This window comes from Novipirellula herctigrandis (assembly GCA_007859835.1).
In the GTDB taxonomy this organism is placed as follows: Bacteria; Planctomycetota; Planctomycetia; order Pirellulales; family Pirellulaceae; genus Novipirellula_A; species Novipirellula_A herctigrandis.
Genome location: SJPJ01000002.1, coordinates 674487 through 686523 on the forward strand (window position 1 = coordinate 674487; position 12037 = coordinate 686523).

The 12037-nt window shown below is 51.2% G+C and carries 10 protein-coding genes; 4 read left to right on the forward strand and 6 right to left on the reverse strand.

Annotated elements, in window-relative coordinates; all coding sequences use genetic code 11:
- On the forward strand, nt 1-624 hold the full coding sequence (locus CA13_RS33375; RefSeq protein ID WP_146404411.1) for a TlpA family protein disulfide reductase: 624 nt from the start codon (nt 1-3) through the stop codon (nt 622-624).
- A gap of 42 nt (nt 625-666) precedes the next feature.
- Here CA13_RS33375 and CA13_RS33380 read toward each other — a convergent pair whose 3' ends face one another.
- The 3 genes from CA13_RS33380 to CA13_RS33390 are packed head-to-tail and all read right to left on the reverse strand — an operon-like array spanning nt 667 to nt 3688.
- Nucleotides 667-1734, reverse strand: coding sequence for a Gfo/Idh/MocA family protein (locus CA13_RS33380; RefSeq protein ID WP_146404412.1), 1068 nt, complete (start codon nt 1732-1734; stop codon nt 667-669).
- A 7-nt stretch (nt 1735-1741) separates the two neighbouring features.
- Nucleotides 1742-2818 (reverse strand): Gfo/Idh/MocA family protein, encoded by a 1077-nt coding sequence (locus CA13_RS33385; protein WP_146404413.1) that lies wholly within the window; start codon nt 2816-2818, stop codon nt 1742-1744.
- Between the two features lie 57 nt (nt 2819-2875).
- Nucleotides 2876-3688: a sugar isomerase domain-containing protein gene (locus tag CA13_RS33390; protein ID WP_146404414.1), complete on the reverse strand. Its 813-nt coding sequence runs from the start codon at nt 3686-3688 to the stop codon at nt 2876-2878.
- A 164-nt stretch (nt 3689-3852) separates the two neighbouring features.
- On the opposite strand from CA13_RS33390, the gene CA13_RS33395 reads away from it, so the two are divergent.
- Both CA13_RS33395 and CA13_RS33400 read left to right on the forward strand, forming a co-directional pair.
- Complete coding sequence (locus CA13_RS33395) at nt 3853-6714, forward strand: serine/threonine-protein kinase (protein ID WP_146404415.1); 2862 nt, start codon at nt 3853-3855, stop codon at nt 6712-6714.
- A gap of 172 nt (nt 6715-6886) precedes the next feature.
- Nucleotides 6887-7279 carry a hypothetical protein gene (locus CA13_RS33400; RefSeq protein WP_146404416.1) on the forward strand — a complete coding sequence of 131 codons (393 nt, stop codon included), beginning with the start codon at nt 6887-6889 and terminating at the stop codon, nt 7277-7279.
- A 76-nt stretch (nt 7280-7355) separates the two neighbouring features.
- Here the strand turns inward: CA13_RS33400 and CA13_RS33405 are convergent, their stop codons facing one another.
- From CA13_RS33405 to CA13_RS36010, 3 genes are all read right to left on the reverse strand, one after another.
- Nucleotides 7356-8378, reverse strand: a complete 1023-nt coding sequence (locus CA13_RS33405) for a DUF1559 domain-containing protein (RefSeq protein WP_419195290.1) — start codon at nt 8376-8378, stop codon at nt 7356-7358.
- Between the two features lie 216 nt (nt 8379-8594).
- On the reverse strand, nt 8595-9833 hold the full coding sequence (locus tag CA13_RS33410) for a DUF1559 domain-containing protein (protein WP_419195291.1): 1239 nt from the start codon (nt 9831-9833) through the stop codon (nt 8595-8597).
- A 67-nt stretch (nt 9834-9900) separates the two neighbouring features.
- Nucleotides 9901-10032, reverse strand: coding sequence for a hypothetical protein (locus CA13_RS36010; RefSeq protein WP_419195292.1), 132 nt, complete (start codon nt 10030-10032; stop codon nt 9901-9903).
- Nucleotides 10033-10581: 549 nt separating this feature from the next.
- Between CA13_RS36010 and CA13_RS33415 the strand changes: the two genes are divergently transcribed.
- The gene (locus CA13_RS33415) at nt 10582-11880 is read left to right on the forward strand and encodes a serine hydrolase (RefSeq protein ID WP_419195293.1); all 1299 of its coding nucleotides are present in this window, start codon (nt 10582-10584) and stop codon (nt 11878-11880) included.
- The last annotated feature ends 157 nt before the right edge of the window (nt 11881-12037 follow it).

Below are 12037 nucleotides of genomic sequence, written 5' to 3' on the forward strand. Positions count from 1 at the left end.
ATGACAACCTCTGATTCAAAACCAACTCCATCTGAACCGGAACCCAAATCGCCTTGGATGTGGATCATCCCCGTCATTCTAGTCATCGGCCTGCTATACGTAAGTCGAAGTCGTGGGCCGGGGCTAAATGGTCCCGAAGGAGGTGCGATTGGGCGGCCAGCACCGCAAATTAACTTGATTTCTCTTTCGCAAAGTTCGGAGATCAAGGAAACCGTCAATGAATTGGCATCGGGCAAAGTTACCTTGATTCATTTTTGGGGAACTTGGTGTGGACCATGCAAGATGGAGTATCCACACTTGTCAGAAATGGTCAGTGATTTGCAATCGAAGAGCGACTTTCGTTTCTTGTCGATTTCTTGCGAATCCGGCAGGAATGTAAACTTCGAGCAACTTGCGAGCAAAACGAATGATTACTTAACCGATATCGGTGCTTCGACAGACGTGTTTGCCGACCCGCAAGGAATCACTCGCATGAGTACGGCGGAGCGGTTGGGCCAGCCAACGATGTATTATCCCACTTCGATTTTAGTGGATAGCAGTGGAACGATCCGAGGCGTATGGGAAGGTTATTTAAATAATGGGGTCGCCGAAATGCATTCTGCGATCACAAGTCTGCTTGACTGACCCGCTACCTACAAATGGTCACGCAGCGAGTATGGTGAGCATCTAGGGATGCGACTCTGCGTTTTCAACAGCGGCGAAGCACATCGCTAACCCTCGGAGGTTGTCGCGAGCGTTGTTGAGAGGTTGTCGGCCTTGTTCGATCGCACACAACAACTCCGCCATCGTTCCGAAGAAACCTTCGCGGAACCAATTGCCTTGCAGATCGGCGTGGAACCAACCCTCTTCGGTATATGCCGTAACCGATTGCTCGGTCAAACTTGTCCCACAACTGATGAGTGTCCCCTTTGTCCCTCGAACCACCGTTCGATCCTCGGCTCCCCACCGGGTGTCGGCATCGAAATTTAAAACCACACGGGTCTTTGGATAATCAAGAAGTGCAGTCGCCAGCAGGGGCGGCTTGGCCGTTTGACCTTGCGAACGCATTGCCGATGCGTAAATGCGATCAGCAATTCCCGGTACAATGCTCGCGGTGAAATCAAACCAATGAATCGCAAAGTCCTCGAGGACAACATGCGTCATTTGATCAAACAAGGTCCCCTGTATCCAATTGTGGTCCCAATGGATATCGACAGCGACCGATACCACATCGCCAATTAGATCCGCCTTAACGGCCTCGCGAAGGAACGACAAATGGGGTGCCCAGCGCCCGTTTTGATTGACCGCCAACAGACAATGTTTTTCGTCGGCAAGATCGACCAATCGTCGCCCTGTTTCCATATCCAACACAAACGGCTTTTGGCTCAGAACATTTTTTCCCGCATCGAGTGCGGCTTCGATAATCGGAACGCGGACAGCCGCCGGCGTGGCAATGTCAACGACGTCCACGTCTGCATTTTCCAGCAAGGCTTGAGACTCGACAAAGACTTCGCCATCGGGATAAAAGGCGTCGCGACGTGCCTGCGCACGAGACAAGTCGAGGTCCGAAAACGCGACAACATCAAACCCAGCATGCTTGTAAGCAGCCAAATGGTTCTCGGAAATTCCACCACATCCGATCAATCCGATACGGTGGGACCGCAACGGCACCGGCGGTTCGTACGGAAAGGACTTGGCCGCAACCTGTTCGGACGATTTCGGTTTTAGATCGTAGTTTCGTTCGTTGTCACTCATGCGATACCTAGGGCAATAATTCGACGGTTCGCTTTTCTCTCGCACTCAATACTGCGGAATCCACGATTTGCTGGCCGATGCGACTGATTTCGGTACTCAGTATCCCTTCGACGTCGCTATCACGTCGGATCACATCGACCAAATACTGGATCGGGTCTTGCCTCGGTTCCTTTAATTCATCCGATGGCACATCTTTCCCTTCGGGGCAGTCACGTGTTTGAACGTGAATGGTTTTTCCATAATCTTCGCTTGCAATCGTCCCCTCCGTTCCAACGATCACAAAACCGCACTTTGGTTGCGGTTGATTTGTCCATGGATCGGTAAAGGTGCCCCAACGTGTTTCGACTTTGGACAACCCCGTATGGTAGCGACAAACGATCACGCTATGTTCATCCACTTCTAAACCTGCGGGTTGGTCAACCACGCAAGTCACTTCGATCGGTTTGCGGCCGTTCATGTACCAAGTTCCAAGAGTGGTTCCGTAGCCGGCATAATCAAGCAGCGACCCTCCGCCGGCACTCGCTTTATAGAACCAGCTATTCGGTTTTTCTTGTTCCACTTGTTCGGCCGTCCGCTCGACCTTGTCTGCGACGTGCCAAAGAGGTCCCCGATTGCCGCCATAGTGATGGAATTCGATGACTTCGCCGATTAGTCCTTCATCGATCAATCGTTTTGCGGTGCAGTGCGACGGGACCCAAGCCAACGGCCAATTGATTGCCAAACGATGGCCCGATGCATTCATCGCTGCGATCATCTGATCCGCTTCTGCGAGCGTGGCCGCAAATGGTTTTTCAACCATGATGTCGCATCCAAACGGCGCGACCTTTTCGACCCATTCACCATGCTGGGCTGCAGCAGGACAAAGAATCACTAGATCAGGCTTCGTCTTTTCCAGACATTCACGATAGTCGGTGTAGACATCATCCTGAGAGATCGAAAACGCCTTGACTGCATCGACCATCCGTGCCGGATCGACATCACAAATCCCGACCAAATCAACATCAGGATGATCGAACGCATTGCGAAGAAGGTCGCCCATGTGAAAGTGATCGAAATTGATTCCTACAACTTTGCATTTAGCCATGTGAGTTTGCCAACAATAGGTTACGAGTTAAATATAAGCATCAATACCGAGAGTCGATCAAGAGCCGGAAACCTTTTCGTAAAGTCGGGCCAATCGATGTGCGTGTTCGTCGTAGGCCGATTCGAAAAGTTCCACCGCTCGCTCGGATCCCACGACACAACCAGCAGTCAACACTTTGGGTGGTTGGCCTGCCGCGGTCAAACGCGCAGCGACTTCCGCTTTGATCGCGTTAACGACTAAACACCCACCTACAGTCGACCCTGGGGCAACCGGCGTATCAAGATTGTCCACGTGCACCATTGCATCACCAGCGGGAGCTCCGGTGTCGAGGACTAAATCGGCGACGTCAGTTAACTTGATCCCACGCGAGTGTTTCGTTGTACTCGCTTGGGAGTGTTTCGCACTGACCAACGCAACGACGCGAATGCCTTGTTTCTGAAACGCTTCGGCCATTTCAATCGGCACCACATTGCATCCACTGCTAGAGCACACGAACGCCGAGTCGGTATCGGACAAGTCAAAGTTTCGCAAAATTCGATCTGCCAATCCGCTAACGTTCTCTAGAAACATCGCTTGCCGTTGGCCGTTGCATCCGACAACCAAGTTATGAAACGTCAACGACATCTCAACGATTGGGTTGAAACCGGGAAACGATCCGTAGCGAGGCCACATTTCTTCGACCATGATACGGCTATGTCCGCTGCCAAAAACATGCACCATTCGGCCGCCGAGAATCGATTCAGAAAACCAATCCGCTGCCTGCGCGATTGCCGACAACTGCATTTCAACACAATCGGTCAATTGTCGACAATGATCCAAATAGGCTTGGCTCGGTGAACGACTCGAAAGAGAAGCCGGATTGATTGACATCAGTTGGTGGGTTCCAAGTGGCGAATTGAAGACGTCGGGCGTTCCGTTATAGCGGGTTAATACGTATAAATACAGGTGATTCGTTGACCAAAAATGGGCAGCGAAGTAAACTAGGTAGACGGATCATCTGCTTTTCTCGACTTTTTTCTTTGACTGCGATTGTGATGGCTTCTGACGGATCAATTCGGACCGATGCGTCGACGGTTCATCGTGGTTCGAGCAAAAAAACTGACATCCGCAAGAAGTCTCCCGGTGGGCAAGCGGAAACGGACAAACCGGCGTCAAGTGATAGCTCGGCGGAATTAGAAGAACTTGCAGATGCTAAAACGATCATACGCGGTTCCTCGCGTGTTCGGTCGAGCGGGTCGGATTGGAGTCGATCGGATCGCACGCCTGCGTCGGTCGCGGGTGTCTTATTGGGCCAGCGGCTTAACCATTTCTTGCTGGAAGACTTTGTTGGTGGCGGTGGCATGGGCGCGGTTTTTCGTGCTCACGATGAACAGCTCGATCGGACCGTGGCGATCAAGGTCATCCCGTTTGTTGGTGATGACCCCGATCTGAAACGCCGATTTCGGAATGAAGCTCAAAGCGCGGCCAAGCTTGACCATCCGCGAATCGCAAAAGTATTTGATGTTGGAACCGACGATGATTGGCATTACATCGTTTTCGAATACATCCAAGGGACCAACATCCGCGATCTCGTGACTCGCGACGGTCTGCTTCCGATCGACGAAGCAGTCTTTTTTACGTGCCAACTCGCTGATGCGATCCAGCATGCTTCGGATCGCGGCGTGGTTCATCGAGACATAAAGCCATCCAACGTGCTGATAGGCGAAGGAGACACGATAAAGCTGGTTGACATGGGGTTGGCCCGAACCGAGAGTCTCGACCTGAACGAGGACATGACCGCCAGCGGTGTGACACTCGGCACATTCGATTACATCTCGCCCGAACAGGCTAACGATCCACGCGACGCTGATTTCCGCAGCGACATCTATTCACTTGGCTGCACCCTCTATTTCATGCTTGCAGGCGAACCGCCTTATCCTGGCGGAACGATGTTGCAAAAATTAATGCACCATGGCAAGACACCGCCGCCTGACATTCGGTTGCTGCGTGAAGAAGTCAGCGAAGATTTGGCTGCCGTGATCAAAAAAATGTTGGCCAAGGATCCCGAGGACCGTTACCAACATGCCAACGACTTAGTGGCGGACTTGCAAGAAGTCGCGTATCGCGAAGGGTTGCAGCGAGTGCAAACGCTTGGGCCAGTGACAATCAATACGCCTGGCCCGTTTTGGGCGTTTTTAGATCATCATGCAGCTTGGTTGGTGGCATTTGGACTTTTGCTTATCAGCGTGGGCGTGCTGTATGTCGTGGGTCAATTATCCAAAGGCCAATTTGCAATATCCGTTCCCGCGAGCAAAAGCGTCGAATTCAGCTCTGCGAATCTGCCCCAATCGCCGCTGCAAAAGGGAACCAGTCAAAACGGAGTTGATTTGGGGCCTTTTCCCGGCGATCTATCCGGTTCGAACAGTGCCGACTTTGTAGAAACGTCGCCGCGCGCGACGATGGATTCGGCCACGCTCGCCCCTTCCGCACCACCACGTATTCGCGACTTGCCGGTTCCCGAAGAACTAAGTCGCGAAGAGACCATGCCCCTGCAAAACAATTCGACAAACATTCGTTCAAACCCTAATCGAACAGGGACGAAAACGGATTCGAGGATTCAACCACAAGACCAACCTGCTCTTGGTTCACTCGATCCAAATGTCCCATCCGATTGGCGCCCTCGCGCCATTCGAGTGTCCCAGTCACCGCCGATGTCGGCCGATGGCGATAACGACTCACTTGAATACGCGTACGCATCATCGCTAGAGGAAGCGATCGAGTTTGCCTCTAGCTTCGAAGTGGATCGAATCGAATTGGCTGAACCACTTATCCGAAGTGCTCCTGTCACGATCGATCGCGATGGATTGGTGATCTCCTCAAGCGTCGGCGGTACGGTAATCGTTTTTGAATCCGATAGCAGTGCGCCGATGCAACATGCGGAATTGATCAAAATTGGAACCAATCGAATTGAGTTGGAAGATATTCATATCACGTGGACTGTCCCGAGTGGCGGAATGAGTGGCGGATGTATTTTTTCCATGAACGCAAATCGCTTGGTGCGGTTAACCGACTGTAGTGTGACGATCAACAACTCCGTACGCCAAAGCGATGTTTACGCGTTTGAAATTGAAACCGATCCGAAAAGGAAGAAACGAACACGAGAACGTTCCGACGAGGCGAGCGATCCACTGCGGAGCAATGCTAAGTTTGGTGATTCCAACTATATGGGATCGCTTCCTTTGGTATCAATCGAAATGTACAACGTCTGCATCCGAGGACAAATGACCATGGCCAAGATGGATACGGCTGCGGAGTTGCAGATGCGTTGGGAGAACGGTTTATTGGCGATCACCGGTCGCATGATTGAAACAGCGGGACTGTTAAGCAAGCCACTTCCATCCGCAAAACCGATTCAACTTCGCTTGGAAAGATTGCTCGTAATGGCACCGCGTGGTTTCCTGCGAATGCGATTGGATGCCGATCATCCCTATCCGCTTCAAGTTGACCGGGAAGCCAAAAACTGCGTCTTCATTATCCAAGGCGACGTGCCAGTAGCGGAATTTTCAGGAACAAGTTCACTCGCTAATTCACCCCCGGTTTTAGTGCTACGTGGCGAAGCAAACGCGTACGATGCAAAAGCCGATTTGTCGGACGTGATGCTAAGATTGGTCGATACGAAAAACGAAGAAGCGATCACCAGAATGGTTGACCTGAAAGACGCCCCCCCCACGTGGGCTGTCGAACAGTCGTCGCGGTGGGCCGTCGATTGGGCAAGCGAAACATTCAAGTCACAGCCCGTGAACCAATTGATGCCGCAAGATTTCCTGCAATATGGGGCGGTCATTAGCGGCTTTAATGAAAAAGCTCTGACGATTATGACGCGTCTTGAGGCAGCTAAGGCAGATGAAGAAATCTGATCTCGATTTGACTTTCAGTAGGTTTTAGGACTTAATAGAGTCCGGCGCACGAAGGACGCCGATACTAACGACTTCCGCATCCCCACCTGTCTAGGTTTTTGCACCGAACCATCCGTTCGCTCAAACCTACAATCTGAACCCACCCTTTTTAACGAAACCACCGGAGTAAACAATGAAACGATTGATAGTATTTCTAGGCTTACTATGCCTGTTGGTATCGCCCGCAATGGCGATCAGCGAGTTCAGCAAGCAGTGGAAAGGCGAATACCTTGGCAAAGATGCCGATGCAGACTTTGTCAAAGCAGGCCGCAGCGCCGGATGTTACGTTTGTCATGTCAAGGGCGAGAAAAAAGACGAAGCTCGCAACGAATATGGGAAAGCGATCAAAGAATTCTTGAAAGCAGAGGATTTTCCGAAGGAGTACGTAAAAGCAAACCCGGAAGAAGCAAAAAAGAAGATCCTTGAAGGCTTCAAGAAAGCGGGAAAAAAGAAGAGTTCGGACGATCGTACGTTTGAAGAGAAAATCAAAAACAACGAACTTCCTGCAACGGATGCAGGAATATAGAACCGACTGAATAAGATCGATTTAGAAGTAACGCTTGCTGGCATACGATGTTGGCAAGCGTTTTTTTGTTAGCAACCTACGGCAACATTGATGCATCGATTACTTCGCGTCCATCGCGGGATCCGATTGAATGACGAACACCTTCGTCAAGGCTATCGGTTAAGAATTTGACCGATCCATCACAAAAGACGGTGCTAACGCCACCGAAATGGTGACTCCCAGGAGAAATTTCAAGCTGTTGCTTCGGAGCCACTTGAAGATTCATGTCATATTGAAGTGACATCAACGCTTCGGAAAAATCGTCCCCTTTGCCTTTCCCTTTGCGGCGGTCGAATTCGGGGTGATATACCGCGAAGTGGCTGCAAATATTGCATTGCGGTTCGTCGACAAACCGCGTCTCGCCCACCATCACCGTATGGCTTAGCCCATCGAGTATCCCTGCAAAACGAATCGGCAACGGCCAAGGTAACCCAGGCGGAACATCAGGCGGATCGAAGGGGTGCCTTTCCATTTGTCCAATACGAAGGACACCATTGCTATTTTCCATGCCCCTTAGCGAGGATGTGGAATAGCTGTCTCTGACAGCGTCGCTGCCCGCGTTACCAAGATAACTGTTCATCGCGCGTGCCACATCCTTGCCATCGATAGCGAGGTTATTATTGTCGGTCAAAAACTCGGGACCGATCTCCGTTGGACAGCGGTACATTGGGACGAGCGTTGTCGCGATCTTTTCAAATCGCTTTCGTTCTTCAAGAGTGACGGGACCGTTCTTCAGCGGCGGAATCAGTTCCCACAGTCCCGCTTGTTCTGCAAAAGGCAAAATATCGGTCGTCCAACTATAGCCGTGTCCTCCTTTGGCTCCCCATGGCAATGACCGGTACGTTGACTCATAGTTGTGAAGTGCCAAGCCGATCTGCTTCAAATTGTTCTGGCACTTCATCCGTCGGGCTGCTTCACGAGCGGCTTGAACCGCTGGGAGTAACAATCCGACAAGAATCCCAATGATGGCGATGACCACCAATAATTCAATCAGCGTGAATGCACGTTTCGTCGGAAACAGGTGCATGGTCTTTCGGCGATTGTTGAACCAACGGGGCATGTATCAAAGAATCCGCAAATGAAAAGCGATGAGTGAAACCAACTCATCCTTAGTAAAAGGGGAAGAGACAAATGTCCACAAAACGAGTCAAACGCCGAGGGACGGCAAGTCTTCATTGTTAGCCGGGCGAACCAAAATGGCAATGATTCTCTACTTAAGAACGCGTCAAAACTTGGTCCGGACCCTTCAAATTGCAACGGCACGGGTAAAAAGAGGCTAAAAAGCGTCCTCAATCGTTTCCTGCGATGCACGTGTGCCGAGAGCCCCCCACAATCCAAATGGGCTTTGCGAGCCGACGGGCGTAGGACTATCGGTGCGTCCTCCGAGTGCTTCACAGTAAACGCAGGGTGTTTGTGGATTGCCAGCTTCGATCGAGTCACTAATGAATTTGGTTGCTCCGTCCGCCATCAAAATATGGACTCCGCCAGCGTGCCGGCTACTTGGTGGCGCAACGCCATAAGTATCCGAGTGTCCCACCAGACAGATCTCGGAATTTGGTGGCAAGATCGTGTTCATTTGCGACTGAAGCGTGTGGAAATCGGCCCACCGAAAACCTCGTTCGGATATCGCTCCGTAGACATTTGCTGCGGAGGTCAAGAACATCGGTCGTAGTGGATCGACATAACCAAGATCGTCACATCGTTTGGGATTATTGGCGATCTGGAAAAACCCGCCTTTTCCGTTCGTGAATCCAATCGTCCTTTTGTCGCGGTCTCCGAGTCCCGACATAATTTCGCCAGCCGCGATCGTGTTAGAAAGCCCATCGGTAATATCGCGAAACCGCATGCTCTTTCGCGTCACAAAAGTTCCCCGCAACCCGCAACGGGCCCTTCTCATTGCTAACGAATCTTTTTCATAAAGCCAACGTGTTCCGTTCCAGACGGTGACACCATGTTCGGACTCATAAAAACTATCGCCCGTACAAGCGGCGTAATTCGTTCGCCCTAACGCTGGGACGCCGACACCAGGATCGCTCGGGCAACGAAACGTCGGAACCTCGGTTGCCCAAGGGGGATAATTTCCATTCCAAGGCCGAGGTCCAAAAGCAGGCCAAATATCTCCATCTTCCTCGACCATGGGATTGCTTACTTTTTCCCATAACGCTTGTTGTTCGACATAGGGCAGAAGGCCGACCAAATACGATAGTTCCAATCGCGTGAACGCATTGCCGGTATTGTCGTCAGCCAACGAAGTGTCATTGGTCGTTTCATTGGTAGGTCCCACCCCGTGAATCGGCAATTGATTGAAAGCGGAATGATAGTTGTGCATCCCTAATCCAAGTTGTTTGACGTTGTTACCACAACTCATTCGCCGCGCTGCTTCCCGTGCCGCTTGAACCGCTGGCAAAAGCAATCCGACTAGCACACCAATGATCGCGATCACGACCAACAATTCGACCAGAGTAAATCCTAAGCTGCGGAAACGATCCGATGACATTGTTTGTTGGCGTCTCATGGGAGCCTCTTGTTTCGGTGGACGGGTTAGAGCTTCCTGCGTCTGGTCAAAAAAGGAATCCTAATGCCTACTTCTCTCGTTGGGCTTCGGATGCTGCTTCTTCCGCAGCCGCTTGGGCCATAATCTCGTCGTAAGAATATTCCGCACTCTCTTCAACCACACCGCTGGAGTGCCCACCACATCCGCACACAATTGGCATGAACAAAAGACACAACATCAAAGGCACGTTCAAAAAAAGCCGGCTCCTTTGATCGAAGCTGGCCAGGGGTCGTATTTGCGAGAACATGAGCCACCTTTGTTCGATGAAGTCAGCGTGTGATAGGCGAAGCACGTTGACAGCCTGGAGTACGTCGAACGCCAGAGCGCAACCTCGCTCCAACTTGATTCAAGCACCAAACCAGTTGTACCGATTGGTGGACAAAGGAACAAGCCTTTTTTACTGGTAATTATATGAAGAAGGCGTTAGTTTGCTAGAACACAACAAACAGGCAGGCCAGAAATTCTCACAGTCATCTCCAGCTGTCATGGCGCGCCATGCCACTTGGGCTTACAAATGGCACCGATCGGTTCCGCAAAGGACAATTGGTCATCTGCGACTCATTCTCCACTTCTCTCTCTCCTTCGATGCACCGAAACTTTTGTTGATCGACTGGTGTTAATAGAGGAGCGTTATATAAAAATGGGCTACCGGGGGAGTGCTGGCGGCTGTCTTGAATTGGAATCCGAACTACAGAATCGGGAGTTCTTCGTGAAGAAATTATTCGTCTGGGTTATCGCCGTCGTCGTTGTGAACGTCTCCATTGTTCCGGGTCAGGCACAAGCTCAGACGAGCCAGGCATTCCTTCAATCCCGATTCGATTCGTATGACAAAGACAGCGATGGTCAAATCACCAAGGCCGAATGGCACCGCCCTCTTTTGTTGCGACGACTCGACCAAGATGGTGACGGTGCGTTGGACATCAAGGAGTTTCGAACGGCAATCGAATTAGCGGTCGATGGTCGTAGCAGCAAAGAACAGGCAACGGAACCATGGCAGCCCGCAACCTTTGCCGCGAAGATTCCCGCCGAAGCGCCGATTACGAAAGAGTCAGTCCTGGCTGCGGCACAATACAGTGCAGCGGAAAAAGGAATCTCATTCCTAGTCATGTACGATGGCAAGACTATCTATGCCGACTATCCCAATGGAGGATCCCCGAATCGGGCTCTTGAGTTAGCCAGCGGTACAAAGAGTTTCACTGGTGTAATGGCAATCGCTGCAATTGAAGACGGGTTGATCGATTCGCTTGACGAAAAGGTTTGCGACACGATCACAGAATGGAAGAACGATCCACGAAAGTCGCAAATCACCGTTCGCAATTTGTTGAATTTGTCGAGCGGGATCGCTGCGAACAGTCTCGGCTCGCAACGCGTCCCCAGCTATGCGTTGGCTATTGAAAGTGAAACGAAAACAAAGGCTGGTGAAAAATTCGAGTACGGGCCCGTCCACTTTCAGTGCTTTGGCGAATTTATGCGTCGCAAATTGAAAGCACACGGATCCTCTGGAAGTCCGTTGGACTATCTACAACGACGTATTTTTGATCCGCTCGAATTGCGCTATCAGTCATGGAGAAAAGACGAAGACGGAAATCCGCACTTACCATCGGGCGCGTCCCTGACCGCGAGTGCTTGGGCAATATATGGCGAGTTCATACGACTCGGCGGAACCTGGAACGGAAAACAAGTCATTGCAAAGGAAGCTCTCGACCAATGCTTCGCAGGCAGTCCCACGAATCCATCTTATGGACTCACTTTTTGGCTCAACAAACCTGTTACTACCGCCCAACGCCGATCGACAAGGCAAGTTCGATTTGCCACCGACGATCTCACAAGTGTCAAGAAAATCCCAGCGGACCTCGTTTTCGCTGCCGGTGCAGGCAAACAGCGTTTATATATCAGTCGCGATGCGAAACTAGTCGTCGTCCGACAAGCGGAAGGGATTATTGATGCTTTGAGCGGAAAACACAGCGGCTATTCGGACGTCGAATTTCTCAGTCGGCTGATGAAGTAGACAGCATTGCTCCAACACCTTTTGGGCTTGCCAACAATGATGGTTTGCAGGCGACGGAGAAACGTATTTTTTCACGTCTCTCTATTGCCCGACTGCGTCTCTCTATTGCCCGACGGTGGGACGATTAGCACCATGCTCTGGCGAGCGTGGCTTCCTT

Bases quoted from the DNA above. Each gene is read 5' to 3' on its own strand.
- CA13_RS33380 (WP_146404412.1), bottom strand. From the start codon at position 1,734: ATGAGTGACAACGAACGAAACTACGATCTAAAACCGAAATCGTCCGAA.
- CA13_RS33410 (WP_419195291.1), bottom strand. From the start codon at position 9,833: ATGAGACGCCAACAAACAATGTCATCGGATCGTTTCCGCAGCTTAGGA.
- CA13_RS36010 (WP_419195292.1), bottom strand. From the start codon at position 10,032: ATGCCAATTGTGTGCGGATGTGGTGGGCACTCCAGCGGTGTGGTTGAA.
- CA13_RS33390 (WP_146404414.1), bottom strand. From the start codon at position 3,688: ATGTCAATCAATCCGGCTTCTCTTTCGAGTCGTTCACCGAGCCAAGCC.
- CA13_RS33400 (WP_146404416.1), top strand. From the start codon at position 6,887: ATGAAACGATTGATAGTATTTCTAGGCTTACTATGCCTGTTGGTATCG.
- CA13_RS33405 (WP_419195290.1), bottom strand. From the start codon at position 8,378: ATGCCCCGTTGGTTCAACAATCGCCGAAAGACCATGCACCTGTTTCCG.
- CA13_RS33395 (WP_146404415.1), top strand. From the start codon at position 3,853: ATGGCTTCTGACGGATCAATTCGGACCGATGCGTCGACGGTTCATCGT.
- CA13_RS33375 (WP_146404411.1), top strand. From the start codon at position 1: ATGACAACCTCTGATTCAAAACCAACTCCATCTGAACCGGAACCCAAA.
- CA13_RS33385 (WP_146404413.1), bottom strand. From the start codon at position 2,818: ATGGCTAAATGCAAAGTTGTAGGAATCAATTTCGATCACTTTCACATG.